General features: G+C 59.2%; 23 protein-coding genes and 1 pseudogene. 12 read left to right on the top strand and 12 right to left on the bottom strand.

Annotation, left to right across the window (positions count from 1 at the left end):
* Positions 1–122: 122 nt before the first annotated feature.
* From RHM68_RS04480 to RHM68_RS04470, 3 genes are all read left to right on the top strand, one after another.
* A complete protein-coding gene (locus RHM68_RS04480; protein WP_322220724.1) occupies positions 123–587 on the top strand; it encodes a multidrug transporter in 465 nt (154 codons plus the stop codon).
* 32 nt (positions 588–619) lie between these two features.
* Entirely contained in the window at positions 620–1,444 is an 825-nt protein-coding gene (locus RHM68_RS04475; RefSeq protein WP_322220723.1) for an SDR family oxidoreductase, read from the top strand.
* Positions 1,445–1,721: 277 nt separating this feature from the next.
* On the top strand, positions 1,722–2,120 hold the full coding sequence (locus tag RHM68_RS04470; RefSeq protein WP_322220722.1) for a DUF4440 domain-containing protein: 399 nt from the start codon (positions 1,722–1,724) through the stop codon (positions 2,118–2,120).
* Between the two features lie 59 nt (positions 2,121–2,179).
* On the opposite strand, the gene RHM68_RS04465 is transcribed toward RHM68_RS04470, so the two are convergent.
* From RHM68_RS04465 to RHM68_RS04450, 4 genes are all read right to left on the bottom strand, one after another.
* Positions 2,180–3,043, bottom strand: a complete 864-nt coding sequence (locus RHM68_RS04465; protein ID WP_322220721.1) for an HlyD family secretion protein — start codon at positions 3,041–3,043, stop codon at positions 2,180–2,182.
* Between the two features lie 24 nt (positions 3,044–3,067).
* Positions 3,068–3,268 (bottom strand): DUF1656 domain-containing protein, encoded by a 201-nt coding sequence (locus tag RHM68_RS04460; RefSeq protein WP_322220720.1) that lies wholly within the window; start codon positions 3,266–3,268, stop codon positions 3,068–3,070.
* Complete coding sequence (locus RHM68_RS04455) at positions 3,258–5,462, bottom strand: FUSC family protein (RefSeq protein ID WP_322220719.1); 2,205 nt, start codon at positions 5,460–5,462, stop codon at positions 3,258–3,260. Before RHM68_RS04455 ends, RHM68_RS04460 begins: the two co-directional genes overlap by 11 nt.
* A 68-nt stretch (positions 5,463–5,530) precedes the next feature.
* On the bottom strand, positions 5,531–7,042 hold the full coding sequence (locus RHM68_RS04450) for an efflux transporter outer membrane subunit (RefSeq protein ID WP_322220718.1): 1,512 nt from the start codon (positions 7,040–7,042) through the stop codon (positions 5,531–5,533).
* A 207-nt stretch (positions 7,043–7,249) separates the two neighbouring features.
* Between RHM68_RS04450 and RHM68_RS04445 the strand changes: the two genes are divergently transcribed.
* From RHM68_RS04445 to RHM68_RS04435, 3 genes are all read left to right on the top strand, one after another.
* A complete protein-coding gene (locus RHM68_RS04445; protein WP_322220717.1) occupies positions 7,250–8,218 on the top strand; it encodes a LysR family transcriptional regulator in 969 nt (322 codons plus the stop codon).
* Positions 8,219–8,368: 150 nt separating this feature from the next.
* The gene (locus tag RHM68_RS04440; protein WP_322220716.1) at positions 8,369–9,343 is read left to right on the top strand and encodes a D-glycerate dehydrogenase; all 975 of its coding nucleotides are present in this window, start codon (positions 8,369–8,371) and stop codon (positions 9,341–9,343) included.
* A 183-nt stretch (positions 9,344–9,526) separates the two neighbouring features.
* Positions 9,527–10,036 carry a DUF2165 domain-containing protein gene (locus RHM68_RS04435; protein WP_322220715.1) on the top strand — a complete coding sequence of 170 codons (510 nt, stop codon included), beginning with the start codon at positions 9,527–9,529 and terminating at the stop codon, positions 10,034–10,036.
* Between the two features lie 22 nt (positions 10,037–10,058).
* On the opposite strand, the gene RHM68_RS04430 is transcribed toward RHM68_RS04435, so the two are convergent.
* Complete coding sequence (locus RHM68_RS04430) at positions 10,059–10,961, bottom strand: DMT family transporter (RefSeq protein ID WP_322220714.1); 903 nt, start codon at positions 10,959–10,961, stop codon at positions 10,059–10,061.
* Between the two features lie 138 nt (positions 10,962–11,099).
* Here RHM68_RS04430 and RHM68_RS04425 point away from each other — a divergent pair, with 138 nt between their 5' ends.
* A complete protein-coding gene (locus RHM68_RS04425; RefSeq protein WP_322220713.1) occupies positions 11,100–11,978 on the top strand; it encodes an AraC family transcriptional regulator in 879 nt (292 codons plus the stop codon).
* A gap of 53 nt (positions 11,979–12,031) precedes the next feature.
* Here the strand turns inward: RHM68_RS04425 and RHM68_RS04420 are convergent, their stop codons facing one another.
* From RHM68_RS04420 to RHM68_RS04405, 4 genes are all read right to left on the bottom strand, one after another.
* Positions 12,032–13,084, bottom strand: coding sequence for a hypothetical protein (locus RHM68_RS04420; RefSeq protein WP_322220712.1), 1,053 nt, complete (start codon positions 13,082–13,084; stop codon positions 12,032–12,034).
* Positions 13,084–15,513: a TonB-dependent receptor gene (locus tag RHM68_RS04415; RefSeq protein WP_322220711.1), complete on the bottom strand. Its 2,430-nt coding sequence runs from the start codon at positions 15,511–15,513 to the stop codon at positions 13,084–13,086. Before RHM68_RS04415 ends, RHM68_RS04420 begins: the two co-directional genes overlap by 1 nt.
* A gap of 216 nt (positions 15,514–15,729) precedes the next feature.
* A complete protein-coding gene (locus tag RHM68_RS04410) occupies positions 15,730–16,719 on the bottom strand; it encodes a FecR family protein (RefSeq protein ID WP_322220710.1) in 990 nt (329 codons plus the stop codon).
* Entirely contained in the window at positions 16,716–17,279 is a 564-nt protein-coding gene (locus tag RHM68_RS04405; protein ID WP_322220709.1) for an RNA polymerase sigma factor, read from the bottom strand. The genes RHM68_RS04410 and RHM68_RS04405 overlap by 4 nt, the downstream gene beginning before the upstream one ends.
* A 263-nt stretch (positions 17,280–17,542) precedes the next feature.
* Here RHM68_RS04405 and RHM68_RS04400 point away from each other — a divergent pair, with 263 nt between their 5' ends.
* The 3 genes from RHM68_RS04400 to fecA all read left to right on the top strand — a co-directional run bounded on the left by RHM68_RS04400 (position 17,543) and on the right by fecA (position 21,406).
* A complete protein-coding gene (locus tag RHM68_RS04400; protein ID WP_322220708.1) occupies positions 17,543–18,031 on the top strand; it encodes a sigma-70 family RNA polymerase sigma factor in 489 nt (162 codons plus the stop codon).
* On the top strand, positions 18,028–18,969 hold the full coding sequence (locus tag RHM68_RS04395; protein ID WP_322220707.1) for a FecR family protein: 942 nt from the start codon (positions 18,028–18,030) through the stop codon (positions 18,967–18,969). The genes RHM68_RS04400 and RHM68_RS04395 overlap by 4 nt, the downstream gene beginning before the upstream one ends.
* Before the next feature lie 103 nt (positions 18,970–19,072).
* Positions 19,073–21,406 carry a TonB-dependent Fe(3+) dicitrate receptor FecA gene (gene fecA, locus RHM68_RS04390; RefSeq protein WP_322220706.1) on the top strand — a complete coding sequence of 778 codons (2,334 nt, stop codon included), beginning with the start codon at positions 19,073–19,075 and terminating at the stop codon, positions 21,404–21,406.
* Between the two features lie 124 nt (positions 21,407–21,530).
* Here fecA and RHM68_RS04385 read toward each other — a convergent pair whose 3' ends face one another.
* On the bottom strand, positions 21,531–21,944 hold the full coding sequence (locus tag RHM68_RS04385; protein ID WP_322220705.1) for an HPF/RaiA family ribosome-associated protein: 414 nt from the start codon (positions 21,942–21,944) through the stop codon (positions 21,531–21,533).
* A gap of 826 nt (positions 21,945–22,770) precedes the next feature.
* Between RHM68_RS04385 and RHM68_RS04380 the strand changes: the two genes are divergently transcribed.
* A complete protein-coding gene (locus RHM68_RS04380) occupies positions 22,771–23,088 on the top strand; it encodes a DUF3509 domain-containing protein (protein ID WP_322220704.1) in 318 nt (105 codons plus the stop codon).
* On the opposite strand, the gene RHM68_RS04375 is transcribed toward RHM68_RS04380, so the two are convergent.
* Positions 23,085–23,585, bottom strand: a complete 501-nt coding sequence (locus RHM68_RS04375) for a phosphate-starvation-inducible protein PsiE (protein ID WP_322220703.1) — start codon at positions 23,583–23,585, stop codon at positions 23,085–23,087. The genes RHM68_RS04380 and RHM68_RS04375 overlap by 4 nt on opposite strands.
* 317 nt (positions 23,586–23,902) lie before the next feature.
* Between RHM68_RS04375 and RHM68_RS04370 the strand changes: the two are divergent.
* A pseudogene (locus tag RHM68_RS04370) lies at positions 23,903–24,142 on the top strand (YebG family protein); the annotation flags it as partial.
* Between the two features lie 177 nt (positions 24,143–24,319).
* Here the strand turns inward: RHM68_RS04370 and RHM68_RS04365 are convergent.
* Positions 24,320–25,339 (bottom strand): Glu/Leu/Phe/Val dehydrogenase family protein, encoded by a 1,020-nt coding sequence (locus tag RHM68_RS04365; RefSeq protein ID WP_322220702.1) that lies wholly within the window; start codon positions 25,337–25,339, stop codon positions 24,320–24,322.
* Between the last annotated feature and the right edge of the window lie 131 nt (positions 25,340–25,470).

Genomic DNA, 25,470 nt, shown 5'->3' with positions numbered 1-25,470 from the left:
CACACAGCTGACTACTGTCAGACATTACAGTGCCGACCAACGGGACAGAGTGTGCTCCACGAATGTCCATTCCCGCGCCCCTTCGGTAGGATGGTGCTCATGAGTCCCAAGAGTGTTCAAACATGTTCATCGGCGTCCTGCTGGTCATCACCTGGCTGATCCTCCTGTTACGTTACCCGGCCAAGGCTTTACCGGTGTCGGCGGCCGCGGCCGTTGGATTGGGCCTGGTCGCCACGTGGGTGGTCTGGCTGGACAACCGCGAGGTCAAGCAACTGGCGCGCCTTGAGTTGCGTATCGCCTACGCGCCCGATCAGTGCCCGGCCGACCGCCCTCTGCAACTGAAAATGAACAACGGCAACACCGTGCCGCTGACCGAGCTGCGCTGGCGCATCGCCGCTTACGCACCCGGCGACACCGTGAACCTGGCCGACAATCAATACGCCGCGCCGCGCTACCGTGGCCCCGGCGAGTTGCAGGCCGGTGCTACTTGGGAAGACTGCTTGCCAATGCCACCTCTGCGGCGCGGCTACCGCCCCCAAACCCTGGAGTTTCGCGCCGAGCGTTTGCAGGGTAGTTTCTCCGATTGACTCCACTTGCCCTTTTGCACAAGGACCGCGCCATGCCCGTTGCACTGATTACCGGATGTTCCAGCGGCATTGGCCGCGCCACGGCTGATGTATTTAAAGCGGCCGGTTACAAGGTCTGGGCCAGTGCCCGCAAGACTGAAGATGTGGTCGCGCTGGAAGCAGCCGGATTTATCGCCGTGCAACTCGACGTCAACGATGGGCCGGCGCTCGAAGCATTAAGCGAGCGGATCAACCAGCAACATGGCGGCCTCGACGTGCTGATCAACAATGCCGGCTACGGCGCCATGGGGCCGCTGCTCGATGGCGGCGTGCCAGCCATGCAGCGCCAGTTTGAAACCAACGTGTTTGCGGTGGTTGGCGTGACCCGCGCGCTGTTCCCGGTGTTGCGTCGCGCCAAAGGCTTAGTGGTAAACATCGGCAGTGTGTCCGGGGTTCTGGTCACGCCGTTCGCCGGCGCTTATTGCGCGTCAAAAGCGGCGGTGCATGCCTTGAGCGATGCATTGCGCATGGAGTTGGCACCGTTCGGCATCCGTGTGATGGAAGTCCAGCCAGGCGCCATCGACACCCGTTTCGCCAAGAATGCGGGGCATGAAGCCGAGCAGTTGATCAGCGAACAATCGCCATGGTGGCCGCTACGTGAAGGCATTCGCGCACGGGCAAAAGCGTCGCAAGACAACCCGACCCCGGCCAGTGAATTTGCTGCGGGGTTGCTCAAAGCCGTGCAGCAGAGCACACCGCCACGATTGCTGCGGTTGGGCAATGGCAGCCGGGCGTTGCCGTTACTGGCGGGGTTGTTGCCAAAAGGGTTGCTGGAGTCGGGGTTGATGAAGCGGTTCGGGTTGCGTGGGCAACTCTAGAATCAAGTTGACGCCATCGCGAGCCTGCTCGCGATGAGGCCCGAACATTCACCACAACGCGTCAAACCCATCACTTCCTAAAATCAATAAACGCCCGCAGTTTCTCACGGTCATTTCAGGCGCCCGCCCATGTCCCAACGTCGGCAACGACTCCAATGCCGCCAACGTACAGACCGATTCGAAACGCTCGACCACCCTGACACCGCCACCGCAAAAACCCCGATTCGACGAAAGTGCTCGCTCTGCTAACCTCACCTCCTCTTCAGGAAAAATCCGTATGACTGACTACACCGACTACGTTGACGAAGTGATCCAGGCCCATGTTGCAATCGAACAATGGTTTGCCGTGGAAGAAGACGAAGCGGCGCTGAAACGTCTGCTGGCGCGCTTTTCGCCGCAGTTCTCTATGGTTTCGCCGTTGGGACGGGTGTTGGATCTGGAGGCGTTGAGTGCGCTGTTTCGAATGGCCGGCGGGAAGAAGCACGGGTTCAGGATTGAACTCAGCGAGCTGCGTGGTATTGCACTGCATGAACGCGGCGCGACGCTGAGTTACCGCGAGCAGCAGACGGATGCCTCGGGCTTGCACTCGGATCGGCGCTCGACGGTGGTGTTTGAGAAACAAGCGTCGGGCAAGGTGGTTTGGCGGCATTTGCAGGAGACGTTTTGCAGTGAGTGAAGTTCGCCAATCCCTTGAAAGAGCGAGTCGCCGCCATCGCGAGCGACTCGGTCTACCACTTACTCAACAGCAGCCTGTTTCACCACCACGGTACACGTAATCCCCGCCGCCAAGAGCACCCCATCCGGCACGTCATCAATGTGAATCCGCACCGGCACCCGTTGCGCCAAGCGCACCCAGTTAAACGTCGGGTTCACATCGGCAATCAGCTCACGACTCTCGGGGTTGTCGCGGTCGTAGATGCCGCGAGAAATACTCTCCACATGACCCTTGAGCACTTCTCCGCTCATCAGTTGCATGTCGGCCTTATCACCCACCCTAACGTGCGGCAGTTTGGTTTCTTCGAAGAAGCCGTAGACCCAGAACGAGTTCATATCGACCACGGCCATTTTCGCTTCGCCGATGCGGGCGTAGTCACCGCGATGGACGTTGAGGTTGGTCACGTAACCGTCCACCGCGGCACGGACCTCAGTACGTTTCAGGTTCAATTCAGCGGCTTCCAGCACTGCCTGGGCATGCTGGTAATCGGCCATGGCCGAGTCGGCGATGTTACTGGCGTCGTCGCGGTTTTCCTTGGAGATCACCAGCGCGTCCATGTCCGCGCGGCGATGGGCGTTGACCTTGCGCATCTCCCACGTAGCCTTGCGTGACGCCACCATTGATTGCGCCTGTTTGACCGCAATCCGGTAGTGTTCAGGGTCAATCTGCATCAGCAAATCGCCCTTCTTCACCAACTGGTTGTCCCGCACCGGCACCTCCACCACTTCGCCGGTGACGTCAGCGGCGACGTTGATGATGTCAGCGCGTACCCGGCCGTCTCGGGTCCACGGCGTGTTCATGTAATGCACCCACAAGGTGCGGCCGATCCACATCGCGAGGGCCAGCACCAACAGGGTCGCGAGCAGGCTGAAGAGCTTTTTCATCAGAGCGTTCTCAGGGGTAGAGAGTCAACGGTAAACAGTCAGCGCCAGGGCGCCGAACAGACAAATAAACAGACTCAGGCGCAACAGCGCTGGGTGCCAGAAAAAGCGGTACAGATCGAACCCGGACAAGAACCGGTCCAGCGCCCAGGCCAGCGCCGCCGCGATGAAAAACATCAGCGTCATGGTCGGCATATACACGCCGTGGAAGGCAATTTCACGCGGCATGTCTAACTCCTTGAGGTGCGTTTGCAGCCATCGCTTTCAGGTAGCCGGCGAGTGGCGATTGCGGGTCCAGCAACGAGGTGCGGATGAAGTGCAGGTAGCTCTTCACCCGGCGCAACGCTGACGTGTCGAAGTGCGGGGCGAAGGGTTCATCGGTGGCTTGCACGCGGCTGATCGCATGGTCGACCGCAATCAAGCCGCGCTCCAGATTGCTCTGGCTCGGTTGCAGGAACAGTCGCACCAGTGAGCGTCCCATCACGCGGATTGCCTGGCGCCATGGCTGGGATTGGGCATAGGCCGGGTGAACAGGCAGAATCGCTTGTTCCTTACGCAACTCGATGATTGCGTGGCCGACTTCCAGCACCACAAACATCCAGCGCAGCAAGTCCCGTTGCACGTGCGGCTGCCCCGCTGCAAAGCCATACGCTTGGTGCAGCAGATCGCGGGTACGACTTTCGAAGCTCGACCCCAAGCCTTTGAGCTTGCCGCTGATCGCATACACCACTTGCCCGCGTAGGTCCTGCTCCAGGCGACGCCACAACCAGCGGCTGTTGGGCGGCAAAATAATCGCCCCGGCGGCGGCGCACACCAACATGCCGAGCACCATGGCGATGTAGTCGTTGATAAAGGTGTAAGGGTTGTAGACCGTGAGGTTGTCAGGCACCGAACCGGTGCTGAAGAAAATCAGCAAGCCCAGGCCGACACCGGCGTATTGCGGCCGCGATGTCAGGAATGAACCGAGCACGATCACAGGCGCGAGCATCACGCAGAGCAACGGGAACCCATCGATCCAGGGGAAGATGAAAAACATCTCGACGAAGCCGATCAGCGCCCCCAGCAATGTCCCGCAAGCCATCTGAAACGCCATGCGTTTCGGGTTCGGCGTAGCCGCGGACAAGCCCACGGTGGCGGCGGCAATCATCGTCATCGTCGCCCCGCTCGGCCACGCGGTGGCGACCCAATAACTGCCGAGCACCACCAGAATGAACGATGCGCGAATCCCCGAAGCGGCCGAGGCCAGCCAGTTGGTTTGCGGGGTGAATGGTTCATCCCATTGCTCACGCGCGTGGTGGTGATCGGCCAGCGACGCGTGGGTCTGCGCATAATTGTGCAAATCGTCGACGAAGCGATAAAGCAATTCGTAGGCGGTGTGAAAATCCAGTTGCTCGGCGTCGCTCGGATCGCCCTCCTGAAAGGTCGCCCGTAAGCGGCGAACCCGCGCCGGCAAACCCTCTTTGTAAGCGCTCAAGGCGATCACCAGCCGTGCCGCATCGGCGTTGGTCAAGGCCCGACCGCTGAAGCCGTCGAGCAATTCGGCAAGGTCCTGCAAACCGGGTTTGATCGCCGCCACCACGTGGTCGGCCTCGCTGTTGCGCAGGCGTTCAAGCAACTGGTGCAAGGCGTTGAAGCGCGTGGTGAGGCTCATGAATTCGCTGTTCAAGCGACTAAGCCGACCGTTGCGCCGACGCATGTGCGGGTCTTCAAACACCGTAACGCTGCGCAAGCCTTCAAGGCCCACCGCCTCGGCGATGAAACGCACGTTACTCGCTTCAAACGCCTCACGCTGGCTACGACCGCGCAAGCCGTCGGTGACGAACAGTGCAAACACCCCGAAGCGCTGGTACAAGGCGTTGCGCATGGCGGCGCTGGCGCTTTGCGGCAGGATCGCGGCGCTGATCACGGTCGAGCACATAATCCCCAGGGAGATTTCCAAGACTCGCCAGACGGCGGCCATGAACGCGCCTTCCGGGTGCGCCAACGCCGGCAATCCGACCATCGCCGCCGTGTACCCCGCCAGCACAAAACCATAGGCGCGAAAGTTGCGATAGCGCGCTGCACCCGCCGTGCAGATACCGACCCAGATCGCCAGTGAGCCGAGGAACAACTCGGTGTTCTGCGCAAACAGCGCGATCAGCGCGACCATCACCGTCGACCCGGCCAGTGTGCCGAGGAAGCGATAGAAGCTCTTGGCCAATACATGACCGCTTTGCGGCTGCATGACGATGAACACCGTGATCATTGCCGTGCGCGGTTGGGGCAATTCCAGACGCATGGCCAGCCACAACGTCAGGAACGCGGCAAACAGCACCTTGAAAATGTAGACCCAGGTCACGCCGTCGCTGCGCGCCCAGTCGAAAAAACCTCGACGCCATTCAAGGGAATACAGCCAGCGCAATGGAGCGGGCAAGGGAGTCATGAAATCCTGCTCAGTGATCGAAGGTTGTGCGGTGATTCAATCAAGACGCGACCCCGCAAGGCCGGTACTCAATTGGAGAGGCTCTTAAGCAACGCCGGGGTTTTCGGCGCGACGGTCTGGCTGACTGTCGGCACATCGCTGCCGGCACCGAGTCCGCCGCCGAGTGCGGTCACCAGTTCGGCGTGAGCACTCAGGCGTGCGGCCTGAACCTGCTGTTGAACCTGCTGCTGTTTGAACAGCAACGTCTGCGCATTCAGCACGTTGAGGTAATCGGTGAGCCCGCGCTGATAGGCAATCAGCGCAATGTCATAGGTCTTCTGCGCAGTAGCCACCGACTCGGCGGCGAACACCTGTTGCTTGTCCATCGACTCACGGCGAATCAACTGATCGGAGATGTTCTTCAGCGCATTGACCAGCGTCTGGCTGTACCTGGCCACCGCGATGTCATACCCGGCCGAGGCCTCGCCCAATTCCGAACGCAGACGGCCGCCATCGAAAATCGGCAGTGAAATCGCCGGACCTGCGCTGTAACTGAGCTTCTTGCCGGTCAAAAACGTCAACGCTTCACCGCCGGTGGCCATGAAGCCCAAGCTGCCCACCAGATCGACATTGGGGTAAAAACCGGCGTGAGCAACATCGATGCCTCGGGCCTGGGCCGCCACTTGCCAGCGGCTGGCAACCACATCTGGACGTTGACCGAGCAGTTGCGCGGGCAACGAAGACGGCAGTTTCAGCGCCGCGCCCAACGCCAGCGTCGGCCGCTGCAACTGTGCGCCTTCGCCCGGACCTTTGCCTGCCAGCGCAGCAAGTTGGTTGCGGCTCAGGGCGATTTTTTCGTCCAGGGCATCGAGCTGCCGATGGGTTTCCGGTAGCGGCGTTTCGGCCTGACTGACCTCAAAATGCGTGCCGATCCCGCCGTTCAAACGCTTTTGCGCCAAGTCGAGGATTTGCTGCTGTTGCGCGAGTGTCGCCTCAACGATGTCCCGTTGCGCGTAATGCAACGAGAGTTCGATGTAAGCCCGCACGATGTTGTTCTGCAATTCGAGCTGGGCCTGGCGTGCTTCGGCCGCCGTCATGTGCGCCATGTCCACGGCGCGCTCGGTGGTATTGCTTTCACGCCCCCAGAGATCGAGGGCATAACTGAAGCCCAACGAGGCGTTGTTGTCCCAGGTGGTGGTGTTGGCCAATTCGCCGGGGCCGTAGAACTGATCGGTAGCCCAGTGATGACGCTTGAGCGTGGACTCGCCAGTGATCTGCAACGACTCAGCCGACTCGGCGACCCCCGCCATCGATTTAGCCAGACGCAGCCGAGCGATGGCCATGGCCATGGTCGGACTACCGTGTACGGCGAGGTCGATCCAGCGATTCAGTTGTGGGTCGCCATAGGCCTGCCACCATTGCGCGTTGGGCCAGTGAGCGTCCTGTGCAGCGTTGCGAATAGCTTCGTCGGTGGCCAGTGAATCGGCCTCCAGCGCCTTGCCGTGCGGGGCAATGCCTGCGGTACCGATGCAGCCGCTGATAGCCAGGGTTAAAGCCAAAACACTGAGCGTCTTGAGCGCTCTGTTGATGCGACGCGGCACTGCTGCAAATTCCTGAAATAGGGGGAGGACACCTTAATCCCTCAGGTTTGATAGGCCTGCGGTGGCGCAATTCTAGGGGGACGCCCGAACGGCGATAAGCTGGGATTCCTGTGAATCTTTGTTACCGTTAACGCGATAATCCCTTGGTCGGGGGTCTGCAACCCACCACTTCGTGTCACAATTTGCCACCTTCCACGAGAGCACCCCATGGACACTTTGCAAAATATGCGCGCCTTCAGTTACGTGGCCGAGGCTGGCAGTTTCACCGCCGCCGCGGTGCAACTGGACACCACCACCGCCAACGTCTCGCGCGCGGTGTCCAACTTGGAAGCCCATCTGCAAACCCGCCTGCTCAACCGCACCACCCGCCGCATCGCCCTGACCGAGGCCGGCAAACGCTATTTGCTGCGTTGCGAGCAAATTCTGGCCTACGTCGAAGAAGCCGAAGCCGAAGCCAGCGACGCTCACGCCCGCCCGGCTGGCCAGCTCAAAGTGCATACCATGACCGGCATCGGTCAGCACTTTGTGATCGACGCCATCGCCCGCTACCGCAAAACCCACCCCGATGTGACCTTCGACCTGACCATGGCCAATCGCGTGCCGGACCTGCTGGACGAGGGCTATGACGTGTCCATCGTGCTCGCCAGCGAGCTGCCAGACTCGGGTTTCGTCTCACAGCGCCTGGGCATTACCTACAGCATCGTTTGCGCTTCCCCGGCCTATGTGAAAACCCACGGCTGTGCGCAAAAGCCCAGCGACCTGCTCAACCACGCCTGCCTGCGCCTGGTGAGCCCAGTGATCCCGCTGGAAAAATGGACTTTCGACGGCCCTGAAGGTCAGGAGATGGTCACCATTAATAGCTCACCGTTTTTGGTCAACTCCGCCGACGCGATGAAAACCGCGATCACCAGCGGCATGGGCGTTGGCGTACTGCCGGTGTACGCCGCCATCGAAGGGCTGCGCAACGGCACGCTGGTACGGGTGATGCCGAACTACCGCTCCCAGGAACTGAACCTGTACGCCATCTACCCGTCGCGCCAATACCTCGATGCGAAGATCAAAACCTGGGTTGAATACCTGAGGGGCTCGTTGCCCGATATCCTGGCGGCGCATCAGGCGGAATTGGCAGCGTATGAATTGAGTGGGAGTTTCGGTGGGGTTCGAGTGGCGAACTGATTTCACAGTGGCGATGAGCGGGATGCTCTCTACCCTCTACTCCCCCCCAACTAAGCCCTGGCACTGATCAGCCGCTCGGCGGAGTTCACCGGGTTGCGGAAGAATGTTAGCGTGCTTGGTATTCATCACCGCCCGCCGAGCCCGCCTATCATGAAAAAAACTGTCCTCGCCTTCAGCCGCGTCACTCCCGAGATGATCGAACGCCTCCAGCAGGATTTCGATGTGATTGCGCCGAACCCGAAAAACGGCGACATCAACGCTCAGTTCAATGAAGCCCTGCCCCGCGCCCACGGTCTGATCGGCGTCGGTCGTAAACTCGGTCGCGCTCAGCTTGAACACGCCAGCCAACTGGAAGTGGTCTCCAGCGTGTCGGTGGGCTACGACAATTACGACGTGGCGTACTTTAACGAACGCGGGATCATGCTCACCAACACCCCCGACGTGCTCACCGAAAGCACGGCCGACCTGGCCTTCGCCCTGCTGATGAGCAGCGCTCGCCGCGTCGCGGAACTGGACGCCTGGACCAAAGCCGGCCAATGGCAGGCCAGCGTTGGCGCACCGCTCTTTGGCTGTGACGTGCATGGCAAGACCTTGGGCATCGTCGGCATGGGCAACATCGGCGCGGCCATTGCCCGTCGAGGTCGCTTGGGTTTCAACATGCCGATTATCTACAGCGGCAACAGCCGCAAGACTGACCTCGAACGGGAACTCGGTGCGCGGTTACGCAGCCTCGACCAACTGCTCGCCGAAGCTGATTTCGTGTGCCTGGTGGTGCCGCTCAGCGAAAAGACCCGACATTTGATCAGCCACCGCGAACTGGCGCTGATGAAACCCGGCGCAATTCTGGTGAACATCTCTCGGGGCCCCGTGGTGGATGAACCGGCGCTGATCGACGCGCTGCAAAACAACCGGATTCGTGGCGCGGGCCTGGATGTCTACGAAAAAGAACCACTGGCCGAGTCGCCATTGTTTCAGTTGAAAAACGCCGTCACGTTGCCGCATATCGGTTCGGCCACCCACGAAACCCGCGAAGCCATGGCCAACCGCGCCCTGGCCAACTTGCGCAGCGCCTTGCTAGGTGAGCGACCGCAGGATCTGGTGAACCCGCAGGTCTGGAAAGGCTGAAAAAACGGGCAGGTGTATAAAACCACCTGCCCGTTTTTTTATTAACTTTTTAGCACTTACGATGAATAACTGAAATTTGATACACAACTTGAAATTTAGTCCTCCGCAAAAAAACAATCAGCACTATAGACTCCTGGTCATTCACTCGACTGTTTCGAGTCCTGGCTACGGAGAGCCCATTCATTGAACAACCTGACAACTGACCAACTCATCAGATACAGCAAAATCACCCTCATGGCATTCTTGAGCTTCTTTGGACTGTTGGTGATGTACAGCAACATCATCGACTACAGTTCAAACTACGAGTATGTCAGCCATATACTGAGCATGGACACCACCCGAGAGAACCTCAACATCAGTTACCGGGCGATTGTTTCGCCGATGCTGCATCACCGAGTCTACTGGATCATCATTACGCTGGAAGTTATCTATACCACTTGCTGCTTGATAGGAACTTACCAGCTCTTCAAACACCGAAACGCATCCATTGATGTGTTTCACGAAGCTAAAAAATTATCCATTATCGGTTTGTTAATTGCGATTTTTGTCTATTACGTGTGCATGCAAGTGATCGGCGTTGAATGGTTCAACATGGACGAATCACAAGTCTGGAACGCCAAAGACTGGGCGCGGCATATTATCGACTTCATTGTTCCCTTATTGATTTACCTGACCCTAAAAATTGAGCACTAGTGCATTCGATCCTCAACACACTTCAGGCCAGTTTGCCGTTTCCCTGCACCAACGGCACCTTGGGCTTACGGAACACCAACACGTTGCCCAGCATTACCAGCATCAACCCCACCAGCGCCGGCGTGGTCCATTGGTAGCCTTCGGCAAACGCCGATACGTTCAGCGCCACCACCGGGAACAATACGGTGCAATACGCCGCACGCTCCGGGCCCATGCGCCCAACCAGCGTCAGATAGGCGGTGAAGCCAATCACGGAACCGGGAATGACCAGGTACAGCAGCGATCCGATGTAACGCGCATTCCATTCGATGTCGAACGGGATGCCTTTGACCAGGCACCACACCGAGAGCATCGCCGCGCCGTAGGCCATGCCCCAGGCGTTGGTGGTCAGGGGTTTGAGCCCAGCCTTCTGTTGCAGGCTCGACAGCATGTTGCCCGCCGAGAAACACAAGGTGCCGCACAAGGCCAGGCCCAAACCCATCAAGGTTTCAGGGCTGGCGGTGTGGCCGTCCAGTTCCGGCCAGAACAACAGCCCCAGCCCAAGCAAACCCAGTGCCCCGCCCATCAAAACATTGCGGGCGATTTTCTGGCCGAAGAACAGCCGAGCATTCAGGGCATTCCACAGCGTGGCAGTGGAAAATACTACCGCCACCAGGCCGCTGGTAACCCACTGGCTGGCCGTGAGAAAGCACATGAAGTTGACGCAGAATAGGCACAACCCTTGCGCCAGACAGATCAGGTGCCCGCGACGGTTCATCACTTGCAGGCGACGGCTAAGCAGCAACATCACGAACAGCACCAGCGCGGCGAGGCCGAAGCGGTAGACGATGGACACGGGAATGGCCACGACGCCCAATTGCCATTTCAAGGCAATCCAGGTGGTGCCCCAAATCAGCACGGTTAGCAGATACAACGAAAGGTTCATGGCGACGGCTCCTGAATAGGCGACCAGTGTCCTGCGCCACGGGCCGTCGCACTTGCATAAACTTGCGCTTTTGTCGGCCTACGGGCTGGCACAGCAATGCCTAGGGAGTAGGATGCGAGACGTCGGAGAGAAGCGATTATGCCCGCACTGCAATCCCTGCAAGTCTTTCAAGCCCTCAACCGCTCGCCCAATGCTCGCCTTGAGCACAGCGCCGAGCTCGGTGACGGCATGGCCGCAGCCTTGTGGAGTAACCATCACGATGCCCAGGAATACGAAGCCCCTACTCACCACACCCTGTCGTGCTACATCGCCGGCGGCACCGGCACCTTTCGCCGCGACCAACCCGGTAACAAGGGCGGCCCGGACAAGCTGTGCATTCTGCCGGCGGAGCATCAGTCGGGCTGGGTGATCAACGGCGACATTCGCCTGGCACACGTGTATTTCAGCCCCGAACAATTTGCCCTTGGCTGCGTGACCTTGCTAGACCGCGAACCTCGAGAATTGCAATTGCGTGAAGGTACGTTCCTCGACGACCCGCAGCAGGCCCAACGTTTTCGGCAACTGATCACGCTGAACTGGGACGAGCCCGGCGAGCGCCTGCTCACCAGCAGTCTGGTCCATGAAATGCTCAGCCACACTCTGCTTAGCCAGGTCGGTCAGCGTCAGGGCCTGCGCCTCAAGGGCGGTTTGGCCAGCCATCAGCGGCGGCAGTTGATGGCGTTCATCGACAATCAATTGGCAGAGGCCATCAGCCTGGGGCAGTTGGCGGGGTTGTGCGCGTTGTCGGAGTACCACTTTGCGCGGATGTTCAAAGCGAGCTTCGGCTTGCCACCGCACCAGTACGTGCTGGCACGGCGACTGAGTCGGGCGCGAGAACTGCTGCGCTCGTCGACATCGCAACCGCTGGGGGAAATTGCCCTGGCCTGCGGGTTCGCCAGTGCGAGTCATTTCGCCAATCGGTTTCGCCAAACCGTGGGTGGGACGCCTGGGGACTATCGGCAGGCGTTTTTACGCTAGCGCAACATCAAAACATCGCAGCCGACTGCCGGCTGCGATGTTTGACTGTTGATTCAGGGTGCCAACGTGGTGACGCTGAAAGTCTCAGCATGAAACAGCGGATCATGCTTGGGCTCTCCCTTGGCCGTGATGGGTTGGGTAAAGTCCATCGCTGGCAGGAAAACCTTTTTGCTCACAGGATCGAAGGCCATGTTGTAGGCCATCGGCAGCGTACTGATGCTCGCGACTGCCTGGTAATGATCGGCATCCTGTTGTTGGACCACCAGCACGTTGGCATCGACACCGCTCGGCATCAGCAAGCGTTGGTTATCCGCGTCATAGGCCAGCGCGTTGACGTCACGGTTGATCGGCAGGCTGGCCTTGACCTCGCCGGTTTCCCGATCGGCCACTACCAGCCGAGGCTTGTCGCCGCGACAGGCCACGAACAAACGGCCGCGCTCGGCGTCCTGGGCCAGGGCGCTGGGCTTCGGACAACCGTCGAACTGCCAAGTGTCGAGAATCTGGAAAGTGCTCGACGAGAACCGCGCAACCTTGCCTTCATCGCGCATCGGCAGAAAGAAACTGCCATCGCCCTTGAGCAACAGCGGATCGATTTTCTTCACGTCCAGTTCATGCGCGGCGCTGATGCGCTCCGCGACAGGGTCGAACACAAATAACGTCGAACGATTGGCACGCCGACCACTGACGATGATCACTTGCCCGGTACTCGGTTCATACACAGCGCTGTTCAAATTGCTCTGGGCCACCGGGATGCGTTTGAGCAGTTTGAGTGTGGATAACTCAAGCACGCCGAGGCTGCCATCGGTGTTGAGCACGAAAGCGCGGTTCAGTGTCGTTACGAAGACCACACCGTTGGCGCCCTGGGAATCATCCACCGTTTTGACCAGCCGTTGCTGCTCGACATCGAACACGCTCAGGCCATTTTCGCGACGGGCCAGCATCAGATACGGTCGCGTTGGGTCCAGCGCCACGAAGCCCCAACTGTCACCCGTGCCGGGCAGCGTGACCTGATGCTCGCGGTGATACAGCCGCGCGTCCGGAGCATCCGGCACGGCGGCGTTGACGGTAGCGCTGAGGGTCAGCAGTAGCAGGCTAAAAATTTTCATCAGAACTCCAGCGTGCTAGACAGCGAAATCTGCCGCGAATCGCCCATGGACACAAAGAACCGGCTCGCGGCCGAGGTGTAGTAGGTGCGGTCAAACAGGTTCTTCACGTTGAGCTGGAACTTGACCTTCTGCCCTTCGACCTTGGTGTCGTAGGTGGCAAATGCATCGGCCACGGTGTAGCTCGGCAAGTCGAAGTCATTCACCGCGTTACCCGCCCGCTCACCGACATACCGCGCACCGGCGCCAACGCGCAGTTGATCGCCACCGAGGAGGCTGCCGAAGTCGTAGACCGCTGACAGCGAGCCGCTATTCTTGGCCACGTTTTGCAGTTGCTTACCTTGGTAAACCGGATCTTCAGTGACCTCGGCATCGGTGTAGGCGTAGCTGCCGATCATGCTCCAGCGATCACTTAGCTGACCGGTCAAATCCACTTCCAGCCCACGGGAACGGACTTCACCGGCAGCGCTGTAGATCGTCGTCGGGCCTTCAGAGTTGGAGACCAGCACGTTGCGTTTCTTGATGTCGAACAGAGCAACGTTGCCAGTGATGCGACCGGGCATGTCGAGCTTGGCCCCGATTTCCCAGGACTTGGCTTCTTCCGGCGCAATGCTCCCGTCGAGCACAACGCTGCTGCCACTCAGCGGCGCGATGGTCGAGTTGGGTTTGAACGATTCGGTGTAGCTGCCGTAGAACGACAGCGCATCGGTGTAGCGGTACACCAGGCCGGCGCGCGGCACCCATTTCTGGCCATTGCTGTCGGTGTTGGCCTGGAATGGCACGCCTTTACCAGCGTACTGGTCGTACTCCTGAAAGCGTCCGCCGGCCACCAGAATCCACTGGTCGGTGAGATGGATCGAGTCCTGCAAAAACACCGAGTCACTGCGCAGCAAATCGGTCTGGGCACTGTCTGCGGCACTGACCGTGGTGCCGGCGACTTCGCGACCATACACCGGGTTGAGGTAGCTGAAGGTGCTCAGGCTTTTCTGACGGATCAGGTCGGCGCGGTAGATTTTGCGGTACTCGTCATCGACGCCAAACACCAGGTCATGCTGCATGCCCAGAACGTCCACTTTGCCTTCGAGGCTGGCGGTGGTGAAGCGATCAGTGCTGATAGCGTTCTGCGTGCCATCCATGCTGCGGGTCAGCGTGCCTTTTTTGGTGTCGATGGCCGTGATCCGCACTTGACTGGCGTCGTAGGTTTCGCGGTTCCAGCTATAACCAAAATGGGCTTTCCAGTTGTCGTTAAGTTCGTGGTCGGCCTCGAAGTGATACAGGTCCGAGCGCCCTTCCATATTGTTGAACGGTTCGTCAAGGCGTTCGTTGCGCGAGATGTCCAATGGATGGTTGGTACGCGGGTCGATCACCGTGCCTCGGTCAAACGGGGTCAGGAATTCACGGTGTTCATAGGAGAACAAGAGCTTGGTGCTTTCACCGAACCAGGCCAGGGACGGTGCCACCAGCGTTTCGCGGTGGGTGCCGAAATTACGCCAGTAGTCTTCGTCTTCATGGTCCAGCACCATGCGGTACGCCAGTCCGGAATCGCCCAGCGCGCCAGTGCTGTCGAGGGTCCCACCGCTGCCGTTTTTGCCGTCGCCGTAGGTCGAGCCGCGCAGGGTCAGGGCGTTGTACTGCTCAAGTTCGGGCTTCTTGCTGACCATGTTGACCACGCCGCCAGGGTCCTGAATGCCGTACAGCAGCGAGGCCGGCCCTTTGAGCACTTCGACCCGATCTACGGTTGCGTTCATACCACGGCCCTGCACGATCGGCATGCCGTCACGCATGATCGAGCCGTTGCGGTTGTCACCAAAACCGCGAGTCATCACCGAGTCCTGAGTGCTGGCCAAGGTGTTGCCCTGAGTGATACCGCTGACATTGGCCAGCGCGTCATCCAGATTGCGCGGTGCCTGATCGCGAATGGCCTGGGCCGGAATCACGTTGATGGTTTGCGGGATCTCTTGAAGCAAGGCCGAGGAGCGCATCACCGAACTGGTCGGCGGCGGCTGATAGCTCATCGTTTGATCCGTCACCGAGGTGATGGTCGTCGCGCCCAGGTTCAGCGTGCCTTCGGTAGGCAGCGGTTCCAGCGCCAGGGTGTGTGCATCGGTGCGGCGGAAGGTAAAGCCTGAGCCACCCAGCAAACGCTGGATCGCCTGTTCGGCGCTCATTTGTCCGTTGACGGCGGGAGCGTTGAGGCCGTAGGGCGCTTCATCGGTGTAAATCACACTGATGCCGGTGACGCGACTGAAATCGCTCAAGGCCTGGGGCAGCGGTTTGGCAGCCATTGCAAAGTTGAACTGCGTCAGCGGTTGCGAGCTGCTGGTTTCAGCCGCCAGCACGACGCTCAACGGTAGCAACGCCAACGCCGAAAAACTCAGCGCCGAGGCACCGACCCACTGTTTGACCGAACCCGATTTTGCCCTGGACTTCATTGCTCATGACCTGTGTAGAACCGCTGCGGATGCGAATGACTCGCAGTTTCAGTCACTACACGAATGGCGCTCCGGTTTACCTCACTATTATTTTGAAAATATTTTTACCGGGGATGATGAGGGGGGTGAATCTGACGCCTTCGCCTGCACGCTCGCACCGCGTCAGAGCGCCTTTCAAAGGCGTGGCTGAGCCTGCTCGCAAGGGCGCCTTTCACCTCAACGTAAAATAATCAGTTGCCCCAGCACCCGATGCTGTTCAAACCCCAACACCCCTTGCAACGAACTCAACACGGCTTTCGGGTCCTTGCTCGGAAAGCTTCCGCTGACTCGTTGCCTCGCCAATTCGTCATTGAGCAGCACAATCCGCCCTGGGTAATAGCGCCGCAAATCCTCAACCACATCAGCCAACGTCGCCTTGTAATAGTTGAGCCAGCCCTGACGCCAGGCCAGTTGCGCTTCGCTGTCGACCGAATGGAGTTTTTGCGCCGTGCCATTGCCATAAAACACCTGCTGGCCAGCCGTCAGGATCTGCTGCACAGCATTGCTGTCCGCCGTTACCCCGACACGCCCGGACAACACCGTCACTTGAGCCCCTTGAGGTTGCAGGCGCACTTCGAACTGGGTGCCCAGCACGGTCACCTGCCCTTTCTCGGCCTCGATTACAAAAGGTTCGCCGGTGTGGGTCACGCTGAAAAATCCGGCGCCGCGACGCAGTTGGACACGCCGCTCGCCGTGACTGAAATCGACGGCGATGGCGCTGTCAGCGTCGAGGGTGACGTGCGATTCATCAGCCAGCGTGACCGTGCGAATTTCTCCCGGCGCCGAGACATAGTCCGCCCCCAGATCGTTGACCCAACGCGACGGCTGCCAGCCAGCGCCAAGGCCGATCATCAACAACAGGCACGCCGCCATGGCCAGCGCACCGGCACCACGCAACACACGGGTGCGCCGCGAGCGCTCCATGCGGTTGAGATAACGTTGCAGGGCAAAGACATCCTCAGCGGCTAATGTGCGCGCCGGTCCTTCGCTCAACTCCCACACCACCTGCGCATGGGTATATGCCTGGGCGTGGGCGGGATCGGCCTGAAGCCACTGACTGAACGTCAGTTGATCGCCGCTGCTGGGCTGATCGTGCAACAAACTCAGCCAGGCAAAAGCAGCCTGTTCCTGAGCGGGCGTCGGGGTGACGCGGTCAAGCTGATTCACGGTGCTTTCCTTGGCATGCGCAGTTCGGGTTCCCGCAGGCTGGCCTTGCAGGCATCGAGGGCGCGCATCATATGTTTTTCCACGGCGCTTTGAGACAGGCCCATGGCCTTGGCGATCTCGGCATACTTGCGCCCGTGGAAGCGGTTAAGCAAAAAGATCTGTCGAGTACGCTCAGGCAACGCCCGCAGCGCCGCTTCGACATAGCGCAAATCGTTGCCTGCCTCCAAAGCCGCTTGCGGTTCACTGCCCAGACTGTCCGGTGCGTCTGGCATCCAGCCTTCGTTGACGCGCACCCGCACGCCCTCGCTGCGCAGGTGATCGATAGCGATGTTGCCGGCGCAACGCAACAAGTACGTGCTGAGTTCCTCGACCTGAACCAACGGCCGACGCCAGAAACGCAAGAACAAGTCCTGCACCAGATCAGCCGCCGTTGCCCGACAGCCGACACGACGGCTCACCAGCGCTTCCATCTGCGGGCGCTGGGAAAGGAAAACCTGAAGAAAATGCGCACGGGCGCCGCGATGTTCATCGTCATGGGATTCAGGGGGGCTGCTGATCATCGCGTCGGCCCGGACGCCGTCGCCAGCCGATTGCAAACGGGAAGCAGGATGATGTTGCCTTTCATGTTTAGACCTTGAAACCGGGTGAGGCCCGGCGAACGAACAGGGACCCGCAGCGCAGCAATACTAATGATAAAAATTCTCATACGCAAAAGACTCCGATCAGAACGGCGCTACGAGCGATTGCCGGATGTGGGTTCTCGCCCCTACAATGCGAACAATTCTTGTTCTCTACCGCATTTAAATGCGGTCGCGGGGCCCCGTTGCAGTCAGCCAATACCGTCGAAAACCTTTATCACGCCCATCACAACTGGCTCACCGGTTGGCTGCGGCGCAGGCTCGGCTGCCCGGACAGTGCGGCGGACCTGGCGCAAGACACTTTTATGCGGGTACTGACCGCCCGTGAAACCGCGCCGATCATCGAGCCACGTGCCTTCCTCACAACCCTTGCCAAACGGGTGCTTTTCAATCATTACCGTCGCCAGGATCTGGAGCGTGCCTATCTGGATGCACTGGCACAGATGCCGGAAGCTGTCGCGCCTTCGGAAGAAGAACGGGCAATCATCCTTCAAACCCTGACGGAACTGGACCAGTTGCTGAACGGCTTGCCACGCGGGGTCAAGCGCGCGTTTTTGCTGGCGCAGATCGATGGCCTAACGTATCCAAAGATCGCGGCCGAGCTGGGAATTTCCATCGCCACGGTCAAGCGCCACCTCAATAAAGCAGCGATGCGCTGCTATTTTGCGCGATGAACCCTTCGCCTGATTTTCCCTCGGGGGTTGCCGAACAGGCGGTGTACTGGCTGATGGAAATGCAGCAAGGGCCGTTCAATCCGCGCCAGCAACAGGCATGGCAACAATGGCTGGAGGCTCACAGCGAACATCGTCGGGCCTGGGACCATATTCAACGGGTCAACCAACGCTTGCGCGGCGTGTCTTCGCCATTGGCCCATGCTGCCCTCAACGCGCCAACGTCCAGCAGTCGTCGCCAGGCGCTGAAGCTGTTGCTGATTCTGGGGGCGGGGTCAGCGGTCACGTGGGGCCTGCGCCATGAGCAAGCGCTGCTGACGCCGTTGCTGGCGGACTATCGCAGCCCGGTCGGCCAACGGCGCAAAGTGTCGCTGGGCGATGGCAGTCAGCTACAACTCAACACCGCCAGTTCGGTCGACGTGCGCCTCGACGGTCCGCAGCGGCTGATCCGTTTGCTTGAAGGCGAAATATGGTTGAACGCAGCTCAGGCATTTGAGGTACGAACGGCGCAGGGCGTTTTGAAAACCCAAGGCGGGCGAATGAACGTCAGGCAATTCGCTGATCGCACTCAGGTCGCCGTGTTTGAAGGACGTGTCGAATTGACGCCCGACGGCGGTTCTCCGTTGCTGCTGAAAACCGCCCAACAACTGAGTTTTGGCGCCCATGGCACCAGCCCTCCGCACCCCCTGGACGCCAACAGCGGCGCTTGGATCGACGGCATGCTGGTGGCCGCGCACATGCGCCTTGGGGATTTCCTCGGCGAACTGGGCCGCTATCGCCGTGGGCACCTCGATTGCGACGCGCAGATTGCCAATCTGCTGATTTCCGGGACCTACCCGCTGGATGACAGCGAACGGATTCTCGAACTACTGGAGATCAGTTTGCCGGTGAAGGTAAAGCGTTTTACCCGGTATTGGGTGACCGTTGAGGCAAGGGCCTGACACCACCTTCATTTATTTATTGGCAATACGTGAGCCGTTTTTCAGATCTGGCGTGACAGAGAAGGAAAGCCCCCTTGATTCCACCTCCTCAGGATCGTCACCCATGCACCTCATTCACCTTACCCCGCTGGCAAGAACGCTGCGCCAACTCTTGCTGGGCGCCAGCCTGAGCTTCGGCGCCCTGCCGCTGGCATACGCTGCCGACACCCGGCCTTACCATATCGCGCCGTCCTCACTGGAAAATGCCCTCAACCAGTTTGGCCGTGAAGCCGGCGTACTGATTTCCTTTGGTTCACACCTCACCAGCGGGTTGCAGAGCCGTGGCCTGGAAGGCGACTACAGCACTGAGCAAGGGTTGAACGCCTTGCTCGAAGGCACCGGCCTGCAAGCTCGGACCGAGGGTAACAATGCCTACAGCCTGCAACCCGCGGGCAGCGCCGCGCTGGAACTGAGCACCTCAACCGTCGTCGGTGACTGGCTCGGCGATGCCGCGCAAACCAATGTCTTCGAGCACCCAGGGGCTCGCGATGTCATCCGACGCGAAGACTTCGAACGTCAGGGTGCGACCCAGGCCAAGGATGTGCTCAACCGCATCCCAGGGGTCAATGCGCCGGACAACAACGGCACCGGCAGCCATGACATGGCATTAAACTTCGGCATTCGCGGGCTCAACCCGCGCCTGGCTTCACGCTCGACCGTGCTGATGGACGGCATTCCGGTGCCCTTCGCGCCTTACGGCCAGCCACAACTGTCGTTCGCGCCCATCAGCATGGGCAACCTGGACGCCGTTGACGTGGTGCGTGGCGGCGGTGCAGTCCGTTACGGACCGCAGAACGTCGGCGGCGTGGTCAATTTCGTGACCCGAGCCATCCCCGATGAGCCGACCGTCAAAGGTGGTTTCCAGACCGAGACCAGCCCGTCCTCCAGCCAGGACGGTTTCAAGACCACCGGCAGCTTGCTGGCCGGCGGCACCGCCGACAACGGTATGGGCGGCGCGCTGCTGTATTCGGGCACGCGCGGTGGCGACTGGCGCGAACACAGCGACACACAAATCGACGACCTGATCCTCAAAGGCAACTATCAGCTCGACGACGCCAACAGCTTCAACACCATGGCCCAGTACTACGAAGGCAAGGCGGACATGCCCGGCGGCCTGAACGTTGCCGATTACAACGCCGATCCATACCAATCGACCCGCCCCAAAGACCAGTTCTGGGGGCGCCGGACGATGTTCAACTTCGGCTATCGCTATCAGGAAGATCGCCGCGAGTTCACCGCCAACACCTTCTTCACCAAAACCCTGCGCAGCGGTTATCTGGACCAGGGCACCTTCCTCTCGCTGTCACCTCGCGAGTATTGGGTGCGCGGTCTGGAAACCCGTTTGGCCCAAGGCTTCGATATCGGCCCGTCCAGCCATGAAGTGGGCGTCGGCTATCGCTACATCAACGAGGCCGGCCACGAATTGCGCTACCGCACGCCCATTGCCAGCAACCAATACCCGACCACCGACAGCCGCAACGACCGGGACACCCGGGGCGGCACCGAGGCCAATGCCTTCTTCGTCGACGACCGGATCGATATCGGCAAATGGACCCTGACCCCCGGCATACGCTACGAAATGATCTCGTCGCAGCAGACCAACAACCTGACCAACGTCAAGTACAAGGGCGACTACAACACCGCGCTGCCGGCGCTGAACGTGCTTTATCACCTGACCGACAGTTGGAACCTCTATGCCAACACCGAGGGCTCGTTCGGCAGTGTGCAATACAGCCAGATGCCTAACCGGGTGACCAGCGGTGAAGTCAAACCAGAGAAGGCTCGCACCTGGGAGCTGGGCACCCGATACGACAACGGCGCGTTGCGCGCGGAGATCGGTGCGTTCCTGATTAATTTCGATAACCAATATGAAAGCAATCAGACCACCGACTCGGTCATCGCCCGAGGCGAGACACGTCATCAAGGTATCGAGACCAGTGTTAACTATGCCCTCGATGACTTGAACCCGGCCCTGGCCGGTTTCGATGTGTACGCCACCTACGCCTATGTAGACGCGTCCATCCGCGAAGACGGACCGAACAAGGGCAATCGTGTGCCGTTCTCGTCGAAACACAAAGGCACGCTGGGCGTTGGTTACACCGAGGGCGCGTGGAAATTGAACCTGGACAGCAGCTACCAGAGTGACCAATTCGCCGACAACGCTAACACCACGGCCCAAAGTGCTGATGGCAGCACGGGCAAGATCCCTGGCTACATGTTGTTCAGTAGCCGCGCGGCGTATGACTTCGGGCCAAAACTATCGGATTTGACGGTGGCCGTCGGGGTAAAAAATATCCTTAACCACCAGTACTTCACACGATCGTTCGATGACAACAACAAGGGCAAGTATGTGGGTGAACCACGAACAGTTTATGTGCAGACCTCGGTAGCGTTTTGATCACTCACCCGGACGTGAAGGCAGGACGTCCTTGCACTGAGAAAAACGCTAAACGCTGAAACCAAAACGGGCCTGCAATTGCAGACCCGTGTTCAATGGTGGAAGGTAAAAACCGGATTAGCTATCAGCCGTTTTGTGCAGCCTGTTCGTTTTCGAGAAACTCCTCTTCCAACAACACGTCAGCATGGGCCCCCGCTTCGATCGGCACCACCGCAGCAGCACGAGGCTTGCCACGCAGTTTGCCAAACAGGTGATCCAGTGCATGTTCAAGCTTGGTGGCTGCCCCGTCGATGGCCTGTTCCAGGGTGTCGGCTTTATGGGTCACGGAAATCGGTTGGTGACCTTTAGGCCGCGCTTCCAGCTGGCAGCGCATATCGTGCGGTCCGGGCTTATCGCCGTTCTCGTCCCGCAGGTGAACCTCAACGCGGGTCAGATCCTCTTCGTAACGTTCGAGCGTGCTCTCAATGGTAGTACGTACCCACTCCTCCAGTCGGATGCTGCTTTGAATATGGTTATCGCTATTGACTTGGATTTGCATAGTTCATCCCTTATTTCAGCTAGCTCGCGAGAGGCCGGTCGGCTAGCCCTTGGGCGTCATCACCGTGACCTCTTACTTACACAATCGGTCTGCTCGCCAAACATTTCAACCCCTAAAAAAAGATAAATGTTGATTCGCAGAAAAAGCCGGACAACGGCCAAAAGCGCTGTTAAGGTCGGGAGTTGGGTCGCCTCGACTGTTTGTCACAATTACGCCTGTCTGCTGCTGCACCGGCAAGCGCTGAGCCCAACGGTTTCAGGGGGCATCGCACTTAAAGGGATGTCCTGCCAGAGCTCGCATCCACTTGTCGCTCTGGTGACCGATCAAATAGTCGGTCAGCGTTCCAGCCTCAATCCTTGCGGCTTTTCTTTTATCCCACTCATTCTTGACCAGGCTCAAACTCCTTTTGAGCCCCGTTTATTGGACAGGTCGCCACCCGATGTACCCCCAACAGGTGCCTGTGCCGTTAAACGCCAGCCGGTCTAGGGAGAGGCTAAAACCAACCTATCCACCGCTTCTCAACCGCCAGAACTTTTCGCAATTTAGAAAGTTACACAGCGAAGGGGCCTGATCGTTTTGCTTGCACCGTCGGCGATCGTTACCTCATTCATGCCCCGAAACGGGCAGGCAAAAAGAACGCGGACCGCAGGGTCCGCCTCTTTTTTGCCGCGTTTATTGTTCGACACTTTTCCCGGCATGCCCCTTGCTATGTCCCCTGTGACACGGATGAAAGCGCATGAACATGGAACGCCGATGGTCTGGGATTGAGAACCAACCCGATCATGGCTGGTCAACAATTGCAGGTTTAACCAAGCGGTGACGCATTATGGACAACCCTTTTCAGCTTATTACCGATGCATTTGCACCGGACTATCAGATCAACCTGAGCATTCAGGGTCTGGACGGCAGCATCATGCTGACCCTTTCCACCAGTGGCCGCGTAGTCGCGAAACGCATGATCAGCGCCGAACAACGTAATGACCCCAAGCGCCTCAAGCGCCTGGTTCAAAGTATTCAATTCGGCATCGCCATCGAACAGGGTCACAGCGCCATGGCGATCCTCGAAGCCATGACCGACGGCGACAATTCCAGACTGCCACCGCCTCAAATCAAAGGCCACTCACGACCCTACATGGGGTTTTAAAGCTCGCCCTTCTCAACCTCGGGATGCTCACCGGAACCCGCACCAATTTTGCGTTGCGGGTGTGCAATTTTTACTGAGGGAAATTGCGACGACGCATAGCGCACGACCAAGATCGAAAACGCCAGCAGCAAAATACCGCCACACAGGTAGATGATGCCGATATCGGGCGGGTTGTGGTGCGACACGTTGGAGATCAGCAGCCGCGTTAACGCAGTGATCGCGACGTAAATCAGGAAGCGCACCGGCATGTGGTTGGTCTTGAAGTAAATCCCGACCATCGCCCCCAGTTCCAGATAGATGAACAGCAGCAGGATGTCATCGATCTTGATGTGCCCCGCCTCGATCATCTGCAAAAACTCCATGACCGCGGCCCAAGCGGTGACGGCGCCGATGGCAAACAGTGCCATGTAGTGGAATGTCTCGACGAACAGGTTGCCCAGGGACTCGGCCAGTTGATGAACGTTCTGCCGCAGGTTTTCGGCCCAATTGATTTTCACGATGATTCTTCCTTAGCTCGATGCGAGCAGATGATGCCGGTTGGACGTGACGATCGTTCGGCATGCAGAAAAAAGGCCAGAGGCGGCCTGCACATGATGGCCAGATGCCCGAAAACCCGCGCCGTGGCGTTTGGTCGCACCCTTTGTAGGAGCCAGCCTGTTCGCGATTTGAGCGACCCCGTCCACCTGACAAACGCCAAATTCGGTCTACATTGAAAAGCCACTACCCAAAAGGCAAGGATTCGCTTATCCTTTTAGCTGTATATAAATACAGTAGTCGCAAAGACAACTTAATGTGAAGGCATGTGAGGTGGTGAATGGCCGTCGAAGTGGTATACCGCAGCAGCCGAGATCTGGAGCGCTTGTTCATGGATAAAGCCGAAGCTGACCGTCATGACAAAATGCTCGAACTGGCTGAATTGCTGGCTGAAGTGTTGCAAAAAGCTGTTCCGTCACTGACCGAACAGCAAGTGGAAGAAGCAGGGATCTACATGGCGAAAAACCGCGATGTGTTCGCCAAGGCGTTCAAGAGCCAGCCGGACGCATTGTCCGAATTGCTCACCGCCCCCGCCGAAGTCGCTGAACCTTTTGTCGCCGAACCTGCCGAGGCAGCAGACGCCGACGCTCAGGCCAAACCTGCGAAAGCAGCAAAGCCCGCCAAATAAGCAACGCCCGAATTGAATAGGCTCTGAGTCAAATGGCTCAGGGCCTTTTTAATGCCTGCAGGCATCAACTCACCGATACAACACCCTCTCGGCCAACTCATCTGCCACTCGCGCCGGTGAGCGTTTTTCAGCCTGAGCGTGAGCGAAGACCTCGGTCAGCCGTGAGCTGATTTTTGAAAGATGCGCCGTAATGGTCGATAACGCTTCCCCACGATGTTTGAGCGAAACATAGATCAACGCGCCGGCATTGATCACGTAGTCTGGCGCATACAGAATGCCCCGCCGTTCGAGTTGATCAGCGACGTCCAGGTGAGTCAGTTGGTTGTTCGCCGACCCGGCCACCGCCGAGCAACGCAATTGCGTCACCGTATGGCTATTGAGCACACCCCCCAGGCCGCACGGCGCAAGAATGTCACACGGGGTACTGAGCAATGCGTCATTGGCGATCGGGTGGGCGCCCAGTTGCTCCATGGCCAGTTGCACCTTGCCATGATCGATGTCGCTGACCAGCAATTCGGCCCCGGCGGCATGCAATTGCTCGGCTAACGCATAACCAACATTGCCCAGTCCCTGAATGGCCACGCGCAGGCCTTCGAGGTTATCACTGCCAAGGCGGGCCATCGCGGTACTGCGAATACCGGCGAACACGCCCATGGCGGCATGCGGTGCCGGGTCGCCCGCCGAGGTGGTGCTGGTGACGTGTTGAGTCTGTTGGGCAATGCAATCCATGTCCGCCACCGAAGTCCCACTGTCGATAGCGGTGATATAGCGACCGTCGAGTTGATTGATGCAGCGTCCGAACGCTTCGAACAGCGCGGCACGGTTTTCCACATGCACGGGACGCACAATCACTGCAACGCCGCCGCCCTGGGCCAGACCCGCCAGCGCCGCCTTGTAACTCATGCCCTGAGCCAGGCGCACAGCATCCTCGACGGCAGATTCGTCTGAAGGGTAGGCAAGGTAGCGGCATCCTCCCAGGGCAGGCCCCAAGCGGCTGTTATGAATGGCAATGACCGCCCTCAACCCGGTGGCCGGGTCGACGCTCAGGTGGAGCGACTCAAGGCGAGTGCTTTGCATGAGAGCGAACATCGTCGACCTCCCGAATCACTTCTTGTAGTCGCCAGTATAGGCGCGCACCCAAAATTTGCTGGAGCGCACCGGAATAAGCGCGACCGCGAAACAGGCATTCGGACATAACCTGCGACGGGATGTGTACAGCA

Origin of the sequence: Pseudomonas sp. DC1.2 (assembly GCF_034351645.1) — a bacterium.
Classification (GTDB): Bacteria; Pseudomonadota; Gammaproteobacteria; order Pseudomonadales; family Pseudomonadaceae; genus Aquipseudomonas.
This window is presented reverse-complemented; position numbering and strand designations above follow the sequence as displayed.